Origin of the sequence: Exiguobacterium alkaliphilum 12/1 (assembly GCF_000714435.1) — a bacterium.
In the GTDB taxonomy this organism is placed as follows: domain Bacteria; phylum Bacillota; class Bacilli; order Exiguobacteriales; family Exiguobacteriaceae; genus Exiguobacterium; species Exiguobacterium alkaliphilum.
On the sequence record NZ_JJMW01000058.1, the window covers coordinates 26111 to 45378 of the forward strand.

A 19268-nucleotide genomic window follows, 5' to 3' on the forward strand; every position below is an offset into this window, starting at 1 on the left:
GGTTTTTGTGTCTCACTTTAATAATTTCATCGCCTGTAAAATATGTTTTGGAACTTCCGTGTTGTCGAGCAGTCCGTTGAATCGCTCTTGTTGCGGCCCGTACGCGTAGAGCGGGACGTCGACGCCCGTATGTTGAGTCGTCGTCCAGCCGACGTATGCCCGCTGACTAATGATTTCATTCAAAGTCATGACACGCTTTGATTCATCCGCCGATCGGATTAGTTCAGCCTCTTTCGGTGTGAGTTTCATCGATGTATACTGCTCGACGACGTCCTCGACGTTTGTCAGCTCATCATTGAACGCGTCGACCATGAAGTCCCCGGTCGCTGTGACAGAGCGGAGTACTTCAGGTTTTGCGATGTATTCGCCGTAACCGCCGACGGACATGCCACCGGTGTCGTGATCTCCGGCCACGACGACAAGCGTCTGTTTGTCCTTCATCGCGAACTGGAGGGCGGCTTTAAACGCCTCGTGGAACGCTTCTGAATCTTTCATCGCCCAAGCGGCATCATGGGCGTGACCGGCCCAGTCGATTTGACTTCCTTCGACCATGAGGAAGAAACCGTCTTGATCTTGTTTGAGTGAAGTGAGGGCCGCGTCGGTCATCTCGGCCAAGCTCGGTTCGTTCGTTTGATCGCGGTCGAGTTCAGGTGCCATCGCATCGTCCGCGAAGAGGCCGAGTAGTTTAGCAGACTTGGCGGCTCTTAACTCGTCTCGGTTCGTCGCATAGGAGTAGCCGGCTTCTTTTGCCTGTTTAATCAAATCCTCTTTTTGTAACCCGCCGTTCGCTTCAGCGGTGAAATATTTTTGACCACCGCCGAGGAGGACGTCGACCTCGAGAGCGTCCATATACTGTTTGGCAATCTCAGCTTCGCTTGCTCGTGAAGCGACGTGAGAAGCGAATACGGCGGGTGTCGCATGCGTGATGGTCGACGTGGCGACGAGCCCGGTCGCTTTCCCGTTCTGGCTCGCTCTCTCGAGCACGGACGTCAACTCGTTTCCGTCTGGGTCCATGCTGATCGTCCCGTTGTTCGTCTTCACACCGGTCGCCATTGCCGTGCCGGCTGCAGCCGAATCCGTCACTTTGGAATTTGCGGAGTAGGTGCGCATCATGCCGGTCAACTGCTTGTCGAGCGCCGTCTCTTCCTCGCCCGCATACCAGCGATAGTTTGTCGCATAAGACGCGGAATAGCCGTCCGGAATCATGAGGATGACGTTTTTGACTGTCCCTTTCCCGTGCTTCCCGTTTGCTTCGGCCGTTTTATGGTTATGTAGCCCGGTTGTCAACGTTCCCGCCGTCAAGCCGAGGGCGAGCGCCCCAATCATCCATGTTCGTTTCATTTGTTTGCCTCCTCGAGTGATGAATCTTACAAACCGAACTATAACGGACGTACATTGCAGTCTCGTTTCCCTGATTTTGAGAAAATGTAAAGACTTGTAGGTCCGAGGTGCATAGGTCGACTTTTGGCCTAGCCACGTTTCTGCTTTAGCTTTTTCGGGCATTCTGCTACGGTAAGGGAAGTAGAAGAGAGAGGGGTAACGATTATGGCAGTGATTTTATTTGATATCGATGGAACGCTTGTCGACACGACCGTTCCGATGACAAAAGCGATTCACGAAGCGCTCGAACAGCTTCCGCATTTACCAAAACCGAGCGAGGAAGCGGTCCGTTCCGGTTATGGGCTTGCCGGGAATGCTTTTTGGGAGCATGTCATCCCGGAAGCGACGATTGAAGAGATTCGTCAAATCCGAAAGCTTCGTCATGAGACGCTCGAACGCGCGATGGAAGGACAGCATGTGTTGTTCGACGGCATCTATGAGATGCTCGAGACGCTCCATGCGGACGGGCACACGTTGACGACGGCGAGCAATTGCGGCGTCCATTATTTGAACTTGATTTTGGACTCGCAACGGATTCGTCCGTTCATGACGGCGCCGGAATGTCTCGAATCGGTGAGCGGGGAGAAGAAGGCGGACATCTTGACGGCACACCGTCTCCGTCATGGGGATGGGAACTACGTTATGGTCGGGGACCGCAAATCGGACGTCGAGGCGGCGCGGGCCCATGACTTCCCTGTCGTCTTGACCGGGTTCGGGTTCGGGAACGAAGAGGAGTGGGCGCTTGCCGATCACGTGATTGAAGCGCCGGCTGATTTACTGGACATCGTAAACGCATGACAAAGACCGGTTGAACAAACGTTCAACCGGTCTTTGTTATAGGCCGAGCGAGATGTACTTCACTTCTAAGAACTCTTCGATGCCGTGGTGACCGCCTTCACGTCCTAGGCCGCTCTCTTTCCATCCGCCGAACGGGGCCTGCGGCGTCGAAGGGAGGCCATCGTTGACGCCGACGATGCCGTATTCGAGCGCTTCGGCTAAGTAGAGCGCCTCGTTGATGTCTTGCGTGAACACGTAAGCGGCGAGCCCGAACGGGGTCGCATTCGCCCGTTCGACCGCCTCCTCGAGCGTATCAAACGAGGCGATTGGGGCGACGGGACCAAACGTCTCTTCGTTCATGCAGAGCATATCCTCGTTCGCATACCGGACGACGGCCGGACGAACGAACAACCCGTCGAGCTGCTCGCCGCCGAACACTTCGCCGCCGCGAATTTGCGCATCTTCGAGATGTTTCATCACTTTGTCGACGGCGGCCTCATCGATGAGCGGACCGATGTCGACGCCGTCCTCGAGCCCGTTGCCGACCTTGAGTTCCTCGACCGCCTCGATGAACTTCTCTGAGAACGCGTCGACGATGGAACGTTCGACGTAGATTCGGTTGGCGCACACACACGTCTGGCCCGCGTTTCGGAACTTCGTCGCGATCGCTTGCGGGACGGCTTTCTCCAAATCGGCTTTCGCGGTGACGATGAGCGGGGCATGGCCACCGAGCTCGAGCGAGATTTTCTTCATCGTGTCGGCGGCGTCACGCATGAGCATCTTCCCGACTTCGGTCGAGCCGGTGAACGTCAATTTCCGGACGCGCGTGTCCTGTTGCCATGCTTTGACGATATCCGAGGCCGTCCCGGTCACCAAATTGATGACACCGGGCGGGAAGCCGGCCTTCTCTGAAAGCTTGACGAGGTCAATCGCGGTCAACGGCGTGGCCGACGCAGGCTTGATGACGACGGTGCAGCCCGAGGCGAGCGCCGGACCGACTTTTCGGGTAATCATCGCCGCCGGGAAGTTCCACGGGGTGATGGCCGCCACGACGCCGACCGGTTGCTTGATGGCGAAGATACGTTTGTTGTTCGCCGAAGCCGGGATCGTCTCGCCGTAGACGCGGCGTCCTTCGGCAGCGTACCATTCGATGAAGCCGTTCGCATAACGGATTTCCCCGATTGCTTCTTTTAGCGGCTTGCCTTGCTCCTCGACCATCGTCCGACCGAGCGCTTCCGCTTCTTCTTCAATCAAGCGATGCCACTTGAGCAAGAGCGCCCCGCGTTCTTCGGCCGTCTTTTGTTGCCACGCTCCTAGCGCCGCATGGGCGGCATCGACGGCGCGCCGGGCTTCGGTCTCACCGCTTTTCGTGACGGTCGCCATAATGTTTCCGGTCGCGGGATTTCGGACTTCAATCGTCTCGTCCGTCTCGACCCATTCCCCGTTTATCCAGTTATGTTCAGCTCGCATCTCGATCTCCCCTTTCATCCTAAGTGCACAATAAGACAGTACCCGTTTTCAAAAAACATACACAATTTTACAAACGGCATACGAAAAACCGCCACGGTGACGTGACGGTTCGTTTAGACGCGGAAGTCTTGGCGGGCCAAATGGCGAATCTTCCGACCGAGGCGTCTGGAGTTGAAGTAGGCGATGACGGCGACGACCCCACCGGACCAGAACAACCACTCGTCGGGACGGATGTATCCTAGCAGACCGACGAGAAGCCCGAGGAGAATCAACCCGGAATTGAACAGCTGACGGTGCAATAGCTCCTTCGATTCGAGCCGACGTTGGAACATTGCTTGTTCAGACAAGCGTTTACGTGTCGGTTCTTTCAAGAAGTTATCAAGCAGTGGCGGCACGTTCAACAATTTTTTGCCGTAGTTGAGGGCGGTCATGACGTACCGGTTTTGAATCGTCGTCCCGTCCGCTTCGAGCCACTGGATGACGATCGGCTTCCCAAGCGTGAAGAGGTCGATTTTTGAGTCGAGGATTTGTAAGATCCCGAGTAACGTCGAGGCGGCCCGACCGAAGAAAGCGAACTCGGCCGGCAGCTGAATCGGCTCGTTTTTGACGAGCAACTGGATGTCTTGCAACACTTTCTCGATGAGCTTCGTGTCGACCGTGTCGATGTCGGTCTCTAAGTAGAACGTGACGGCTTTTTCGAGCGCTTGACGAATGTTATGTTTGTTCGCCGTCGGCAAAAGGAAGCGTAAATCCTCCAAACCGTCGACGACCCCGTCATAATCGAGGGAAATGAACGCCTGCAAGATTTTTCGAATCGTCGCCATGTCTTGCGGTGTCGTCGAACCGACCATTCCGAAGTCGAGCAAGATGATGGTCCCGTCGGCCCGGATTTGAACGTTGCCGGGATGCGGGTCGGCGTGGAATTTTCCGCCGAACAACAGTTGTTCGGCCGCCATCGTAAACAATCGTTCGGCGAGCGCGGAGCGGTCGATGTTGTTCTCTTTCAAGAAAGCGAGGTCGGTGATGCGGCGTGCATCGACCCAGTCCATCGTCAAGACACGATTCGTACAGAGGTGGTCGTAGTAGTCCGGGATGTATACGTCCGGATTTTCAGCATATTTCGCTTTGAAATAGTGCGCATTTTTTAATTCGGTTTGGAAATTTAACTCATCCCCGATGACAAAAATCATTTGGCGATATAAGCTATCTAAGTCGGTCGATTTTGCGAGCGCGGTTCGTTTGAGCATCGTCGTGACGATACGCATCGCTTTGAAGTCCGTCCGGATAATCTTTTCGATGTCCGGGCGCTGGATTTTTAGCGCCACCCGCTTGCCGTTCTCGAGCAATGTCGCGCCGTACACTTCGCCGATTGAGGCCGAGGCGACGGCGTCGACGTCGACGTCTTTGACGACTTGCGTGTACGGGACGCCCCAGTCGGCTTCTAAGATCGCGCGTGACTTCTCCCAGCCGGACGTCGGGACACGGTCGACAAGTTCGGACAGCTCGTTTAAGACGGACGTCGGCAACAAGTCGGCCCGAATCGACAAGAATTGGCCGAGCTTGATTAAGAGGCCTTCTAACCGCAAGGCGTTCCGTTTATACTCGCGGGCGAGGTTGAGCATGAGCGCCTCGTATTCTTCTTGATTCGTCAGGCCTTGCTGTTGCTTGCGCGAGAAGGCGTAAATTTTAATGATGAATCGGGCGAACATTGTGACGATAATCCATATGCGGAACAAAGCGATTCGTTTCATAAAAGTACCGACATCCTTTACAAGCAGTCGCGTGACTGATCTGATTTTTTGTATCTTTACTGTACCATACAATGCTTAGGAGAAAGGGCCAGGGATGTTCATGGAATGGGAATTACTCAACGTCGTCGGAACGGTTGCGTTCGCGGCGAGCGGTGCCATCATCGCGATGGACGAAAAATACGATATCTTTGGGGTTTGGCTGCTCGCGTTTACGACCGCGTTCGGCGGCGGGGCGATTCGAAACGTCCTGCTCGGTAATCCCGTCAGCTTGATTTGGCAACAAAATGATTTGTTTATTCTCTGTTTTCTCGTCGCCTTGCTCATCTTCCTGCTGCCGAGCGTCGTCTTGCCGCACTGGGAACGCTGGGGCGTCATCGTCGATGCGATCGGGCTCGTCGCCTTCGCTTTCCAAGGAGCTCAAGTCGCAATCAAGCTCGATTTACCGTTATCAGCGGCCATCGCGGCGGCCGTGTTGACCGGGGTCGGGGGCGGTGTCGTCCGTGATTTGCTCGCGGGGCGAAAGCCGCTCGTCTTACAGTCGGAAGTGTACGCGATTTGGGCGATCATCATCGCCGTCGTCACGTACTATTTCCGGCTCGAGAGCGGGTTGCCGGTCTATGCGTTACTCATTGTCGTCGCGACCCTTCGAGTGATATCCTACTATCGAAAGTGGAATTTACCAGCACGGCAAGTCAGATAAGGGGGAACGGTTTATGAAAGTCTTACTCATCATCGGCGCGGCGCTCATGGCGCTCGGCGTCGCACTCGGTGCGTTCGGTGCGCACGCGTTAAAAGAACGTCTCACGCCGAACATGCTCGCGAACTGGCAGACGGGTGTGCTCTATCACATGATTCATGCGATCGGCATCATCGCGCTTGCCTCGATATTAATGCGGGTCAGCATCAGTCAGTTTAGTACGGCAGGTTGGCTCATGTTCGCCGGAATCATCTTCTTCTCGGGGAGCCTTTACGTCATGGCGCTCACAGGCATTACGAAGCTCGGTGCCGTCACGCCGATTGGTGGCGTCCTATTCATCGCGGCCTGGGTATTCGTCATCCTTGGCGCCTTGAAGTTGTAATCAAAAATCCACAGTCCGTTAACACGAGAGCGGTATACTTCAACTTGTAAGACCCTCGTGTTCATCACAACGAACCACTCGGTCGTCTTTCACCTTTCCTTCGGGCCGGTGAAAGGCGGCCCCTTTTTACGTTTTCTGGGATTGGCGAAATGTAGAAATCATGAGAAGAAGTTTTTTGAATATAAGGGGAATGTGTCGTTATTTCCAACTATTATTACAAGAACATTTCGAAATAAAACAAATGGAAAAACCGTTGAAATAAAGCGAAAGTGGGCGTACCAAGGGCACACCCACTTTTTCGTCGTAATAAAAGTGAAATATAACTTTAACAGGAAAACATTAAACACTTCGATATAATTAGTCGTGTTGAAACTGAAAAATTAATCGTTTTTGTTACATAGCAAAACGACAGATAAAAGACCGTACGTATAACCTGTTTATTTTAGAAAGGATGTCCGCATTGATCAACTGGAAACGCACCGTCTCGACACTGACGCTCAGCGCCTTGCTCCTCGGATCACACTTGGTGGCCGATGCCTCGACGACAATCAAAGAGAAACAAGAGCAGCAGAAGAAAGTTCAAGACCAACGTAAAAACGTAAAAGACAACCAAGCGAACACGTCTTCAAAAATCCAAGAGAACAATCAAGAAATCTCGAAGGTACAAGAAGAAGTCAACAAAATGGACGCCCAGCTCCAAGATATCATCTATGACGTCGCAGCGAAGCGCCAAGAAATCAAGCGTACCGAGATGAAGATCGAGGACCTTGAGGCGGACATCAAAGCGTACCAAAAGAAGATGGAAGCACAAGAAGCGATGATGCGCGAACGGATGGCCACGATGCAAATCAATGGCGGCGGCTCAATCAACTGGGCCGAGTTCATTTTCGGTTCGAAAAACTTCTCGGATTTGATTACACGCATGATCACGGCCGGAACGATTCAACGAAGCGACCAAGAATTGTTTGACGACTACGAAGCGACACGCCAATCCCTTCAACAGGCACAGGCCGCATTGAAAGAGCAACGTGCATCGCTCTTAGCACAACAGAAAGCGCTTGAAGCACGTCAAGCTGACCTCGAGAAGAAAATGAAACAGCGTGAAGCACGGATTAAAGAACTTGAAGAGAAAAACATCGAGTTCGAGACGCAAATCTTCGACCTTCAAGAAATCGAAGCGACATTGATCGCGCAAGAAGAAGCGATTGCCGCCGAAATCGAGGCACAACGTCGTGAAGAAGAAGAGGCACGTCGTCGCGCTGAAGAGGCAGCTCGTCAAGAAGCAGCGCGTAAGGCAGAAGAAGCGCGTCGTGCCGAAGAAGCCAAAGCCGAAGCGGCTCGTCAAGAGGCAGCGCGCCAAGAAGCAGCCCGTCAAGAGGCTGCACGAGCAGAAGCAGCGCGTCAAGCTGCAGCTCAGCAAAAGCAGAACAATAATAATAGTACCCAGTCGTCAACATCTTCAAACCAAACGACACAAAATGCGACGCCGGCACCAAAACCGGCTGCGCCAGCGCCGAAACCAGCTGCACCAGCTCCAAAACCAGCAGCTCCAGCACCAAAACCAGCACCGAGCACACCGACTGCATCGACGCCAGCGCCAACTGGTGCGATGTTTATCCAGCCTGCGGCAGGACGTTACACGCAAGGATGGGGACCGGCAAGCGGTCAGTTCGGCTACACGTTCCATAACGGTGTCGATATCGCTGGACCTGTCGGAACGCCAATTCGCGCGTCAGCAACCGGTACCGTGATCCGTGCAGGATGGGGTGGGGCTTACGGGAACCACGTCATGATCGCGCACGTCATCAACGGACAAGTGTGGACAACAGTTTACGCCCACATGAACTCGGTGTCTGTCAGCGCCGGACAGCGTGTAACGCAAGGTTCGAACATCGGGACACTTGGAAACACTGGGAACTCGTCAGGCCCGCACCTCCACTTTGAGATTCATAGAGGAAGCTACTCGTACTCGTCATCGAGCGCGGGGAACACGGTCAACCCACGTCAGTTCTTCTAATTCAAGCATAAGAGCACCTGTCGATTGCGATAGGTGCTCGTTTTCATGAAAAAAATCGCTCCTACCATAACCGGTAGGAGCGATTTTTTAGTTCGCCTGTTCGATGTCATCGGATTGGTCATCGGATTGGTCATCGGATTTCCGGAAGCGTTCCCGGACGAAGTAGACGATTGTCAATCCGACCAACCATGGAATCCCAAACTTGAGCAAGATGTCGAAGTCAGTGAACCATGTCGTGATCATCAAGCTAAGGAGCAAGACGGCCCCGAGGAGCGGCAAGACCGGATATCCGATCATGCGGACCGGGAGCTTGCGTCCCGTCCATTTTTTGCGGAAGAACAAGTGAGAGACGAACACCATGAACCATGTGAAGATGGCGCCGAACATCGAGATGCCCATGAGGAACGGGTACGACGTCTCCATAAAGATTTGGAGGAGTGCCGCGAGCACGATTCCACCTGTCGAGACGAAGAGTGCGTACGTCGGGATGCCGTTTTGGCTCACTTTTTTAAACACACGTGGTGCGTCACCCGCCTCGGCGAGCGAATACATCATCCGTGTCGAGGCGTACAACTGCGCGTTCATCGCCGAAAGGGCGGCGATCAAGATGACGAAGTTCAAAATACCGGCGGCGCCAGGTACGTCGAACTGTTGCATGACGAGGACGAACGGGCTTTGGTCGATGCCCGCCTGCTGCCACGGGATGAGCATGAGCATGATCGCAATCGTGACGAGATAAAAGAACGTCAAGCGGAACACGGTCGCCCGTAACGCTTTCGGGACGGCGCGGTCCGGATCTTTCGCCTCGCCCGCCGTGACGGCGACAAGCTCGGTCCCGAGAAAGCTGAAGAGCGAGATGAAAATCGTCACCCACATGCCGTAAAAGCCGAAGGCGAAGAACCCTTCGTCCCCCGTCGTGATCGATTCAATCGGAGAACCGGGCTGACCGAACAACGTGGCCGTACCGAGAATGATGAACAAGAAAATGGCGCTAACTTTGATGAATGATAACCAGTATTCTGTCGTGCCGAACGTGTGGACGTGCCGGGCGTTGATGTAGATGAGCAGTCCACCAAACAAGGCGACCCAGACGAAGCCGTTCACATCCGGGAACCAGTAGCGCATATAGATGGCGATCGCGCTCACCTCGACCCCGATGGCGAGGACGTTGGCGACCCAGTACGAATAACGGACCAAGAAGCCGGCGAGCGGGTGCACGTAACGTTCGGCGATCGTGCCGAACGATCCCGAAGTCGGATGGGCGACCGTCATCTCAGCGAGACAGCCCATGAGTAAGAGGACGATAAACGCCCCAACGGCGTAGCTGACGAGCACGCTCGGTCCCGCCGTCTGGATGGCGAGCCCGCTTCCGAGGAAGAGGCCCGTCCCGATGGCGCTCCCGAGCGAAATCATCGTGAGTTGCCGCGTCGACAGCTCACGTTTTAGTTTGCTTGTTTCCAATTGTCTTATCTCCTTTAGTCGAGTGAAGTGTTGTTGGGGACGACTATAGCAGACGAAAAAAACGTATGTCAACTTGCCTGGTTGCGAAAAACGTCGCCTTTTTCGTGTCACCTTATAGAAGCAAACTTTTTTTGCACGCTTTTGTTTGACAGGGGAGTCCGTCCCCTGTATAGTACGAGTTAACTTAATTGAAACGAACAAAGGCGTTGACGAAGAGAAGTAACGACAGGCCCCGCATGACAGAGAGCTGATGGTTGGTGTGAATCAGTATGTGGGACGTCGCGAATGGACTTCCGAGCTCTAAACCGAAACTTTGAGTAGGCTTTAGCGGGTGACCCACCGTTATCACGGGGAAGCGGATGATCGTCCGTGAAGTGGGTTCTACGGAACCAACGAAGGTGGCACCACGGGGTTACTCGTCCTTCTCATAGCGTAAGCTATGGGTAGGCGAGTGACCCTTTTTTCGTTTCACATAGAAAATCGATGATTGAGAAGAGTAGCATGGAGCAGTCTCGTCCAGAGAGTCAGGGGTGGTGAGATCCTGACCGAGACCTTTATGCGAATGGGCTCATGAGAGCACGTCCGAATGCAGTAGGTCGTGACGGTTTCCCCCGTTATCGGGATACGATGTGATTGCATCGGAAAAAGCGGGATCTACGCATGATCCAACGAGAGGTGGCACCGCGGTCCATACCGTCCTCCATACGACAGACGTCGTATGGAGTTTTTTTGTACCAAAAATTAGAGGAGGAACCATACATGTTGACACGACTACTGACGAACCGAGTGACGGCGACAGAGATGAAACAAGCGGCGGAGGAACTGTTCACGGCGGACACGGCCCGTATCAAAGAAGTGCTACTTACGTTAAAAGCACGGGGCGAGACGGCCGACGAAATGGCAGGGCTCGCCGCCTACATCCGTGAAGCGGCGACCTTCCCCGAGACGACGCTGCCTGTCCTTGACGTTTGCGGGACGGGCGGGGACGGCGCCCATACGTTCAACATCAGCTCGACCGTCGCGTTCGTCTTGGCGGGGCTCGGCATCCCGGTCGCAAAACATGGGAATCGGAGCGTGTCGAGCCGGTCGGGCAGTGCGGACGTGCTCGAGGCGTTAGGTGTCCCCATCGTCCGAACAGCGGAAGATGTACTAGCGGACCTCGAACGGGCGAACCTCAGCTTCTTGTTCGCGCAGCACGTGCATCCGATTATGAAGCACGTCATGCCGGCACGAAAAGAGCTCGCGACCGCCACGATCTTCAATCAAATCGGGCCGCTCACGAACCCGCTCAAACCGAGACGACAATTGATTGGCGTGTATCACCCATCACTTCTCGAGAAGATGGCGACGGCGATGAAGCAACTCGGTGTCGAACGGGGCATGGTTGTACATGGTGCCGGCGGCCTCGATGAAGCGAGCCTCGCCGGCGAGAACGACGTGCTGTTCTTTGATGGAGAACAGACGGCGCGTTATAAAGTCGACCCACGCGACGTCGGGCTGATGCGAGCCCCGCTTTCGGCATTGCGAGGCGGAACGCCAGAAGAAAATGCCGAGACGCTCATCGCCGTGTTGAACGGACAAGAGGGACCGGCCCGAGATGTCGTGCTGTTGAACGCGGCACTCGCATTATGTACGTACGGTACGGTGAAGACGCTTCGCGAAGGCGTCGCCGAGGCGATTCGTAGCATTGATGAAGGTCATGCACTCGGCGTGCTTCGCCAACTACAACAAACGGAGGTTCGACTATGAGCTACTTGACGAAAATCATCGGAACGAAGATAGAAGAAGTAAACGAGATGAACGCGATTGACGTCGTTCGGACCGAGCCGATTCGACTGCTCGACCTGATGCGAGACGGTTTTCATGTCATTGCGGAAATCAAACGGGCGTCTCCTTCAAAAGGATTGATTCGAGAGGAAGTCGATGTCGCGGAACGGGCCAGAGCGTATGAGGCGGCCGGGGCGACAATGATTTCCGTCTTAACCGATGCGACATACTTTAAAGGATCGTTTCATGATTTAAAGACCGTTGCGGATGCCGTTGAGATTCCGGTCCTCTGTAAAGACTTCATCATCGATGAACGACAGCTCGACCGGGCGAAAGCGGCTGGCGCGAGTGCAGCACTTCTAATCGTCGCGGCGTTACATCCGAGTCGACTCGCCACGCTCACAACATACGCCCGAACGATTGGCCTCGATGTTCTTGTCGAAGTGCATGATGAGGCGGAGCTAGAGATAGCACTCAGACTCGAGAACGTCTTGATTGGGATCAACAATCGCAACTTGAAGACGTTTGAGGTTACGCTCGATACGTCAATCGAGTTGATGCAAAGATATCTAGACGTCACGTTCGTCAGCGAGAGTGGTGTCGACCGAAAAGAAGCGGCGGAACGTCTTCATGCGGCCGGTGCGCGCGCGATTCTCGTCGGGGAGGCGCTCATGCGTGAAGAAGACCCGACGTCGCTCATCAAGGAGTTGACGGCATGTTCGTTAAAATATGTGGAGTGAAGACCGAAAGCGCCGTCCGTGCTGCAGTTGAGGCGGGTGCCGACGCAATTGGTTTCGTCTTCGCCGATAGCTCGCGGCAGATTGACGTGGAGACGGCAAAGCGGTTACGGCGGCATATCCCGGAATCGGTGCGTGTCGTCGGCGTGTTCCTCGACCCGACGCTTGAAGAGGTCGAGACGGCACTCACGAGCGGATTAACCGATATTCAGTTGCATCGTCGCACGATACCGCTCGAAGCGTTCCGACGTTTCGGATTGCCGATTATCGAAGCGGGAGATGGGACGGAAGCGGATCTCATTTTATTGGATGCCCCCGTTCCAGGGAGCGGACAAACGCTCGATTGGGAGACATTAGGACGCCCGAGTCGACCGTTTTGGCTCGCCGGAGGGCTTGACCCAGATAATGTCGCCACGGCGATTCAAATCGTAAGACCAGATGGGGTCGACGTCTCGAGTGGTGTTGAGACGAATGGAGAGAAAGATCTTGAGAAGATTCGCACGTTCATCAGGCGTGCCAAGGAGGAATTTACATGTACAACCAACCAGTGAACGGGAAGTTTGGCCCGTATGGCGGAAAATATATACCGGAGACGCTCATGCAGGCGGTCGAAGAGTTAGAGGTCGCTTATGAAGAAGCGCGGCAAGACCCCGCGTTCCATGAGAAGTTCGACGAGCTTCTAAGCGAGTATGTCGGACGTGAGACCCCGCTCTACTATGCCGAGAATATGAGCCGTCGCCTCGGGACGAACGTCTACTTGAAACGGGAAGATTTGAACCATACCGGGGCCCATAAAATCAACAACACGATCGGCCAAGCGTTGCTCGCCAAACGGATGGGCAAACAGAAGATCGTCGCCGAGACTGGGGCGGGACAACACGGTGTCGCGACCGCGACGGTGTGCGCGCTACTTAACCTCGAATGTACAATCTTCATGGGCGAGGTCGACGTCGAGCGTCAACAGTTGAACGTGTTCCGGATGGAGCTGCTCGGCGCGACGGTCGTACCGGTCAAATCGGGGAGCCGAACGTTGAAGGATGCGGTGAACGAAGCGCTCCGTTACTGGGTCAAACACGTCGACGATACGCACTACGTCATGGGCTCCGTGCTCGGACCACACCCGTTCCCGGCGATGGTACGGGATTTCCAAAGCGTGATTGGCATCGAGACCCGTCGTCAAGTGCTCGACAAGACCGGTCGCCTGCCAGACGCGGTCATCGCTTGTGTCGGCGGCGGCAGCAATGCGATGGGGATGTTTTATCCGTTTTTGAACGACGAGGCGGTCGCTTTATACGGCGTCGAAGCGGCAGGGAGCGGGATCGACACGCCGGAACATGCGGCGACGCTCACGAAAGGTGAGGTCGGCGTGCTGCACGGGTCGCTCATGTACGTGCTTCAGGACGCAGCCGGGCAGATTCAAGAAGCGCACTCGATTTCAGCCGGGCTCGATTATCCTGGCGTCGGTCCGGAGCATAGTTTCTTGAAAGATATCGAGCGGGTCCGCTACGCCGCCGTCACAGATGACGAGGCGCTCGCGGCTTGCATGTCGCTCAGCCGGAACGAAGGCATCATCCCAGCGCTCGAGTCGTCCCATGCGCTCGCGTATGCCGAGACGCTCGCTGAGACGATGGCGGAGGATGACATTCTCGTCATCTGCTTATCGGGACGAGGAGACAAAGACGTACACACGATTCGAGAAAGGGTGACAGGATGATGCGATTAGATGAAGCGATTCGGAAGCGGAGTGAAGGGACGGCGTTCGTCCCATACATCATGGCGGGCGACGGGGGACTCGACAACTTGATTCCGACGATTGAACGGCTTGAAGCGATGGGGGCGACGGCGATTGAACTCGGCATCCCGTTCTCGGACCCGGTGGCGGATGGTCCGATTATCGAGGCGGCCGGCATGCGTGCCCTCGCCGAAGGGGTGACCCTCGCCCAAGTACTTGACCGTTTAATAGAAGGAACTGGACGTTTTTCCGTCCCAATCGTTCTCATGACCTACTTGAACCCGGTGTTCCGTTTAGGTGTACAGCCGTTCTTCGAACGAGCGGCGGCAAGTGGTGTGACCGGGGTCATCATCCCGGATTTACCGTTTGAGGAGAGTCTCGAACTGTTCGCCGAGACGGATCGACACGGTGTCGCCGTCATTCCGCTCGTCACATTAACGAGTAGCGCGCAGCGGGTCGAGACGATATTGAATCAAGCCGAGGGGTTCGTCTACGCGGTCACGTTGAAAGGGACGACAGGAAAGGCGGATGTGTTCCCGGACGAATTGCTCGGACATTTACAGGCGCTCACGGCTCGTTCGCCAGTGCCGGTGCTTGCCGGGTTCGGCGTTCATCTGGCCGAACAAGTCCGAGTGCTCGGAGAGGCGTGTGATGGCGTCGTCGTCGGCAGTTTTATCGTCGAGGCACTCCACGAAGGACGAGACGAGGAAGTGGCCGCGTTGATTCGAGCGGCGAAAACAGTGGACACAAAAAGGTAAGGTATGTGCCGAGGCACAACCCTTACCCTTCGATTTCAATCGTACGTGTCGTCGACCCATCATCGGCTTTTGGAATCGTCAAATGCAACACGCCGTCAGCGAGCTTCGCTTTGATGCCATCCTCTTTCACGTTCGGCAGATAGAGTGAACGTTGCATGGAGGTGACACGGCGCTCCCGATACACATAATCTTTATCTTCTTCTTTTTCTTCGCGTTGATCGACCGATAGGACGAGATAGTCTTTGTCATAACGGACGTGGATATTTTCTTTCTGAATGCCGGGCATCTCAGCTTCGATGACGTATTGACTTTCTTGGTCTTTGACGTCGAGTTTGAACGAGTCGAGGAACGAGGTCGCCCCTTCTTTTGGGTCGAACAACTGATTCATCCGTTCAAACATATCGCCGAACAAGTCTTTGCGGAGCCGATCGAGTTCATTCTTTCGAAATGGGGTCAAGTCAAACATATAAATCCCTCCTCCATAAAAAAAAACGACATAGTAGAAGTGTTGTCACTTCTACTATGTTCGTTTTTTTATGGTCTAAACCCGATTCACGTGACGAAATGATGAAAAGAAGTCGTCATAACTCGACACGTTCGAGTCCGTCCTCTCCGAACTTGCGGTCGAGTTGGTCATGGCGATACGTCGAGGCGAGGACGTATAACAAGTCGCCCGGCTCGATTTTCGTCTGTCCGGTCGGTGGGATGAGGTAGTCCTGACGCACGATCGCATTCACGACCGTATTCGGTGGAAGCGTGATGTCGGCGAGCGTCTTCCCGATCATCGAAGACTCTTCTGTCGCGACATACGGGACGAGTTGGTGCTGCGATTGTTTGCTTGAGACGAGCGCAATCGAGTACGGGGACCGAATCTTATCTGGTCCAAGTAAGTCGAGTTTTGTGGCGAGCGGCATGAGCGTCGTCCCTTGAATCAATGCACTCGTTACGACGACGAAGAAGACGGCGTTGAAGATGAGCTGGCTGTTGTCGATCCCAGCGATGAGCGGGAATGTCGCAAGGACGATTGGGACCGCTCCCTTTAATCCGGCCCATGAGATGAACAGTTTCTCTTTATGATTGAACGCCATGCCGATTGTCGACAAGTAGACGGCGATTGGACGTGCGACAAACATGAGAATGAACGAAATGAGCAACCCTTTCCAGATGAGTTCAGGGTCGAGCAACTGTTTCGGGAAGACGAGCAACCCGAGGATGACGAACATGATGATTTGCATAATCCAGGCGAGCGCCTCGGAGAATTGGACAATCGTCACTTCGTGGGCCGTATGGGCGTTTCCGACGATCATCGCGGCGATATAGACGGCGAGTAGTCCGCTACCTGCAAAGTATGCGGCGGCACCGTATGTCATAAACGCCATCGAAATCATGAGAACCGCGTGCAAGCCACTCGAATCGAGTTTTAGATGGTTCAACATGAGTCGTGACACGTTTCCTAACACATAACCGAGCAATGCACCGACAATGATTTGCAAGATGAACATCCAAATCCCATCCCAGATTGTCGTATCAGGCTTCATCATGAAATCAAGAGCGAGAATCGTCAAAAACATCGCCATCGGGTCGTTCGTGCCGGACTCGGCTTCGAGTGTCGCACCAACGTTCGGTGCAATGTTCTTTCCTTTGAAGGCGGCGAAGACGGCCGCAGCATCGGTTGAACCGATAATGGCGCCAAACAGGAAAGCTTCAATCCAATCGAAACCGAATACGAAACGAACGGCAACCGCGACGACACCGGTCGTGAGCAAGACACCGATTGTTGCGAGCGAGGCAGACGGGGCGAGGACGCTACGAATCGAGGACCATTTCGTCTGCAGTCCCCCTTCAAACAAGATGACGATGAGCGCCGCGACCCCAATCATTTGGGCGAGACCTGTGTTGTCGAAGAAGATGAGACCTGTGATATCACTACCGATCACCATGCCGATTCCCATAAACAAAATCAGGGCGGGGAGACCGAAACGGGTTGACACGCGCGTGGCGAGAACACCTGCGACAAGGAGCAGGCCGAACAATAAAATCAAACTATCCGTACTTAAAACCGAACCATTCAAACACATCACTTCCTTATAAATTTTGTCGCTTTTCCCAATTATTATTAGGTTCATTATACCATGAAATCGTTATAAAATAAGAAATAACGCATCTATAGTTATGCGCATTGGAATAATCAGATATAGCATGGTAAAGTGAGGATACGAAAAAAAGGGGAGGTACGTATGGCTAAAATTCATGTGTTACACGAAAACAATGAGTGGACGAACCACCTCGTCAAACGACTCGACGAGTTGGCGTTACCGTATGAGTTATGGCATTTAGACGAAGGGATGGTCGACATCGAGGCGACGCCGCCCGAAGGGGTGTTCTACAATCGGATGAGCGCCTCCTCCCACACACGGGGGCATCGTTACGCGCCTGAGTTGACGGAAGGGGTGCTCGCTTGGCTCGAGGCGAACAATCGGACCGTCTTTAACGGGACGCGCGCCATCCGTCTCGAAGTGAGTAAAGTGAATCAATACACGGCGCTTCGACGCGAAGGGATTCGTGTTCCGAAGACGATTGCGGCAGTCGGCAAAGCGCAAATCATGAACGCGGCGGAGACGCTCGGGATGACCCCGTTCATCACGAAACATAACCGGGCAGGGAAAGGGCTCGGTGTCCAACTGTTCCATTCGATTGAGGCGCTACGTGAGTATGTATATGGACCAACTTTTGAAGACTCGGTCGATGGCATCACGTTGATTCAACAGTACATCGAGGCGCCGCAGCCGTTCATCACGCGTTGCGAATTTATCGGTGGCAAATTTGTCTACGCGGTGCGCGTCGACACATCGGAAGGGTTTGAATTGTGCCCGGCGGACGCGTGCTCGATTGAGGATCAGTTCTGCCCGGTCGGCGAGACACCACCGGCGAAGTTTGAGATTGTCGAAGGGTTTACGCATCCGATTCTTGCGCAGCTCGAGGCGTTCCTCGCGGCGAATGAGATCGCCGTCGCCGGCATCGAGATTATCGAGGACCGAGACGGAAACGTTTACGCCTACGATGTGAACACGAACACGAACTATAACTCCGACGCCGAGGCGAAGGCGGGCACGTATGGCATGCTCGAACTCGCGACGTTCCTCGGGGATGCGCTTCATGCGAAGACAAAATAAAGGGTCAGGCTTTCGCCTGACCCTTTCGCTGTGTATGTTTTAATTGTTGTTCAAATCGAAGTTGGACTAGCTCGGCAGTCGGTGCCATTCGCTCAATAAACGAATCTAAACGTTCCGCAGTGTCTCGATCTGATTCCTTGAACACGCGCATCGTTGTTCACCTCATTGATCATTATTTATGGAGTTGCCTCTATAAACAAAGATTCCCAAGTGAACGTTTGCATAAACCTCGATTACCCGAGGAATGTGCCGAGTTCTTCTTTTGGTAAGATGTTCCCGACGTAGAAGTCACCGAACTCGCCATACTTGGCACTGACTTCGTCAAAGCGCATCTCATAAACGATTTTCTTGAACTGGAGGGAGTCTTCGGCAAACAACGTGACGCCCCATTCCCAGCCGTCGAACCCAGTCGAGCCGCCGATGAACTGTTGGATCTTGCCGGCGTAGCTGCGGCCGATCATACTGTGGCGGTACATGAGATCTTTCCGCTCATCCATCGACAACGTATACCAGTTGTCGCCGTCGCGGCGGGCCTTGCTCATCGGATAGAAGCAAACATGCGCCGTTTTCGGGAGCGTCGGGTAGAGACGCGACCGGATGTGCGGGTTCTCGTATGGATCCCCGTCTCCTGAACCTCGGTACATCCCGAGTTCGATGACCGAGACGTACGAGTACGAAGGAATCATATAATCGTAGAGTCTCGTCTTCCGGAGCGCGAGTTCGACTTGTTCAAGTTCTTTGAACGTCGGACGGAGTACCATCAAGACAACGTCCGCCTTTTGTCCGAGAATCGAGTAAAACGCATGGCTCCCTTCTTCGCGCGCCTCCACGTCCTCGAGCGAGGCAAGGAAAGCAACGAACTCGTCAATCATCTCTTGGCGAGCAGTCGCATCAACGGTTTTTAAACGGGTCCAATCAATCGTACGGAAATCATGGAGCGTATACCAGCCATCCAAAGTGGCGGCGGCATGCTGTGTCTCTGTAGTGGGTGTTGGTGCAGGGCGTTCAGACATAAAAAAACTCCTTTCAGGAACTTAGGCTTCGCTGTTTATTTTACCATAGTCGCTTCACGGCCTGGCAAGTTTGACGTCACGTGTGAGCGTAATCACACGTGAGACCGGGTAAAGGGAAGACGACACAAAAAAAGAAAACGGCTTCACATCTAC

Annotated in this window: 17 protein-coding genes and 2 other annotated features; of the genes, 10 read left to right on the forward strand and 7 right to left on the reverse strand. The window is 54.2% G+C overall.

Annotated elements, in window-relative coordinates; genetic code table 11:
• Positions 1 to 12 precede the first annotated feature (12 nt).
• On the reverse strand, positions 13 to 1341 hold the full coding sequence (locus RT52_RS11595; protein WP_245175532.1) for an alkaline phosphatase: 1329 nt from the start codon (positions 1339 to 1341) through the stop codon (positions 13 to 15).
• A gap of 204 nt (positions 1342 to 1545) precedes the next feature.
• On the opposite strand from RT52_RS11595, the gene RT52_RS11600 reads away from it, so the two are divergent.
• Positions 1546 to 2178, forward strand: a complete 633-nt coding sequence (locus RT52_RS11600) for an HAD family hydrolase (RefSeq protein WP_034808734.1) — start codon at positions 1546 to 1548, stop codon at positions 2176 to 2178.
• Between the two features lie 36 nt (positions 2179 to 2214).
• Here the strand turns inward: RT52_RS11600 and RT52_RS11605 are convergent, their stop codons facing one another.
• Both RT52_RS11605 and RT52_RS11610 read right to left on the reverse strand, forming a co-directional pair.
• The gene (locus tag RT52_RS11605; RefSeq protein ID WP_034817519.1) at positions 2215 to 3627 is read right to left on the reverse strand and encodes an NAD-dependent succinate-semialdehyde dehydrogenase; all 1413 of its coding nucleotides are present in this window, start codon (positions 3625 to 3627) and stop codon (positions 2215 to 2217) included.
• 113 nt (positions 3628 to 3740) lie between these two features.
• Complete coding sequence (locus RT52_RS11610) at positions 3741 to 5378, reverse strand: ABC1 kinase family protein (RefSeq protein WP_034817522.1); 1638 nt, start codon at positions 5376 to 5378, stop codon at positions 3741 to 3743.
• A gap of 94 nt (positions 5379 to 5472) precedes the next feature.
• On the opposite strand from RT52_RS11610, the gene RT52_RS11615 reads away from it, so the two are divergent.
• The 3 genes from RT52_RS11615 (at position 5473) to RT52_RS11625 (ending at position 8474) form a co-directional block, all read left to right on the forward strand.
• Positions 5473 to 6078: a trimeric intracellular cation channel family protein gene (locus RT52_RS11615; RefSeq protein WP_034806933.1), complete on the forward strand. Its 606-nt coding sequence runs from the start codon at positions 5473 to 5475 to the stop codon at positions 6076 to 6078.
• Between the two features lie 13 nt (positions 6079 to 6091).
• Complete coding sequence (locus RT52_RS11620; RefSeq protein WP_034806934.1) at positions 6092 to 6457, forward strand: DUF423 domain-containing protein; 366 nt, start codon at positions 6092 to 6094, stop codon at positions 6455 to 6457.
• A 451-nt stretch (positions 6458 to 6908) separates the two neighbouring features.
• Complete coding sequence (locus RT52_RS11625; RefSeq protein ID WP_034817524.1) at positions 6909 to 8474, forward strand: murein hydrolase activator EnvC family protein; 1566 nt, start codon at positions 6909 to 6911, stop codon at positions 8472 to 8474.
• Positions 8475 to 8561: 87 nt separating this feature from the next.
• Here the strand turns inward: RT52_RS11625 and RT52_RS11630 are convergent, their stop codons facing one another.
• Complete coding sequence (locus RT52_RS11630; protein WP_081852703.1) at positions 8562 to 9935, reverse strand: amino acid permease; 1374 nt, start codon at positions 9933 to 9935, stop codon at positions 8562 to 8564.
• A 197-nt stretch (positions 9936 to 10132) separates the two neighbouring features.
• Positions 10133 to 10362: a binding site (T-box leader), on the forward strand.
• A gap of 47 nt (positions 10363 to 10409) precedes the next feature.
• Positions 10410 to 10639 (forward strand) — a binding site (T-box leader).
• A 55-nt stretch (positions 10640 to 10694) separates the two neighbouring features.
• On the opposite strand from RT52_RS11630, the gene trpD reads away from it, so the two are divergent.
• Genes trpD through trpA form a run of 5 tightly spaced genes read left to right on the forward strand, consistent with a single transcriptional unit; the run spans position 10695 to position 14929 of the window.
• On the forward strand, positions 10695 to 11684 hold the full coding sequence (gene trpD, locus RT52_RS11635) for an anthranilate phosphoribosyltransferase (protein ID WP_034817527.1): 990 nt from the start codon (positions 10695 to 10697) through the stop codon (positions 11682 to 11684).
• A complete protein-coding gene (gene trpC / locus RT52_RS11640) occupies positions 11681 to 12442 on the forward strand; it encodes an indole-3-glycerol phosphate synthase TrpC (protein WP_034817530.1) in 762 nt (253 codons plus the stop codon). Before trpD ends, trpC begins: the two co-directional genes overlap by 4 nt.
• Positions 12418 to 12990 carry a phosphoribosylanthranilate isomerase gene (locus RT52_RS11645; protein ID WP_034817533.1) on the forward strand — a complete coding sequence of 191 codons (573 nt, stop codon included), beginning with the start codon at positions 12418 to 12420 and terminating at the stop codon, positions 12988 to 12990. The genes trpC and RT52_RS11645 overlap by 25 nt, the downstream gene beginning before the upstream one ends.
• Positions 12972 to 14153 carry a tryptophan synthase subunit beta gene (gene trpB / locus RT52_RS11650; protein ID WP_034817536.1) on the forward strand — a complete coding sequence of 394 codons (1182 nt, stop codon included), beginning with the start codon at positions 12972 to 12974 and terminating at the stop codon, positions 14151 to 14153. Before RT52_RS11645 ends, trpB begins: the two co-directional genes overlap by 19 nt.
• The gene (gene trpA / locus RT52_RS11655; RefSeq protein WP_034817539.1) at positions 14153 to 14929 is read left to right on the forward strand and encodes a tryptophan synthase subunit alpha; all 777 of its coding nucleotides are present in this window, start codon (positions 14153 to 14155) and stop codon (positions 14927 to 14929) included. Before trpB ends, trpA begins: the two co-directional genes overlap by 1 nt.
• A gap of 22 nt (positions 14930 to 14951) precedes the next feature.
• Here trpA and RT52_RS11660 read toward each other — a convergent pair whose 3' ends face one another.
• The gene (locus RT52_RS11660) at positions 14952 to 15395 is read right to left on the reverse strand and encodes an Hsp20/alpha crystallin family protein (RefSeq protein ID WP_034817544.1); all 444 of its coding nucleotides are present in this window, start codon (positions 15393 to 15395) and stop codon (positions 14952 to 14954) included.
• A 115-nt stretch (positions 15396 to 15510) separates the two neighbouring features.
• Positions 15511 to 17007 (reverse strand): potassium/proton antiporter, encoded by a 1497-nt coding sequence (locus tag RT52_RS11665; protein ID WP_034817547.1) that lies wholly within the window; start codon positions 17005 to 17007, stop codon positions 15511 to 15513.
• Positions 17008 to 17166: 159 nt separating this feature from the next.
• Between RT52_RS11665 and RT52_RS11670 the strand changes: the two genes are divergently transcribed.
• A complete protein-coding gene (locus tag RT52_RS11670; protein ID WP_034817550.1) occupies positions 17167 to 18102 on the forward strand; it encodes an ATP-grasp domain-containing protein in 936 nt (311 codons plus the stop codon).
• A gap of 233 nt (positions 18103 to 18335) precedes the next feature.
• Here the strand turns inward: RT52_RS11670 and hemQ are convergent, their stop codons facing one another.
• Complete coding sequence (gene hemQ, locus RT52_RS11675) at positions 18336 to 19115, reverse strand: hydrogen peroxide-dependent heme synthase (RefSeq protein ID WP_034817553.1); 780 nt, start codon at positions 19113 to 19115, stop codon at positions 18336 to 18338.
• Positions 19116 to 19268: the final 153 nt, after the last annotated feature.

Excerpts from the sequence above, each read along its gene's own strand:
- RT52_RS11625 (WP_034817524.1), top strand. The coding sequence starts at position 6,909 with ATGTCCGCATTGATCAACTGGAAACGCACCGTCTCGACACTGACGCTC.
- RT52_RS11645 (WP_034817533.1), top strand. The coding sequence starts at position 12,418 with ATGTTCGTTAAAATATGTGGAGTGAAGACCGAAAGCGCCGTCCGTGCT.
- RT52_RS11610 (WP_034817522.1), bottom strand. The coding sequence starts at position 5,378 with ATGAAACGAATCGCTTTGTTCCGCATATGGATTATCGTCACAATGTTC.
- RT52_RS11670 (WP_034817550.1), top strand. The coding sequence starts at position 17,167 with ATGGCTAAAATTCATGTGTTACACGAAAACAATGAGTGGACGAACCAC.
- RT52_RS11665 (WP_034817547.1), bottom strand. The coding sequence starts at position 17,007 with ATGTGTTTGAATGGTTCGGTTTTAAGTACGGATAGTTTGATTTTATTG.
- trpC (WP_034817530.1), top strand. The coding sequence starts at position 11,681 with ATGAGCTACTTGACGAAAATCATCGGAACGAAGATAGAAGAAGTAAAC.
- RT52_RS11615 (WP_034806933.1), top strand. The coding sequence starts at position 5,473 with ATGTTCATGGAATGGGAATTACTCAACGTCGTCGGAACGGTTGCGTTC.
- trpB (WP_034817536.1), top strand. The coding sequence starts at position 12,972 with ATGTACAACCAACCAGTGAACGGGAAGTTTGGCCCGTATGGCGGAAAA.
- RT52_RS11620 (WP_034806934.1), top strand. The coding sequence starts at position 6,092 with ATGAAAGTCTTACTCATCATCGGCGCGGCGCTCATGGCGCTCGGCGTC.
- hemQ (WP_034817553.1), bottom strand. The coding sequence starts at position 19,115 with ATGTCTGAACGCCCTGCACCAACACCCACTACAGAGACACAGCATGCC.
- trpD (WP_034817527.1), top strand. The coding sequence starts at position 10,695 with ATGTTGACACGACTACTGACGAACCGAGTGACGGCGACAGAGATGAAA.
- trpA (WP_034817539.1), top strand. The coding sequence starts at position 14,153 with ATGCGATTAGATGAAGCGATTCGGAAGCGGAGTGAAGGGACGGCGTTC.
- RT52_RS11600 (WP_034808734.1), top strand. The coding sequence starts at position 1,546 with ATGGCAGTGATTTTATTTGATATCGATGGAACGCTTGTCGACACGACC.
- RT52_RS11605 (WP_034817519.1), bottom strand. The coding sequence starts at position 3,627 with ATGCGAGCTGAACATAACTGGATAAACGGGGAATGGGTCGAGACGGAC.
- RT52_RS11595 (WP_245175532.1), bottom strand. The coding sequence starts at position 1,341 with ATGAAACGAACATGGATGATTGGGGCGCTCGCCCTCGGCTTGACGGCG.
- RT52_RS11660 (WP_034817544.1), bottom strand. The coding sequence starts at position 15,395 with ATGTTTGACTTGACCCCATTTCGAAAGAATGAACTCGATCGGCTCCGC.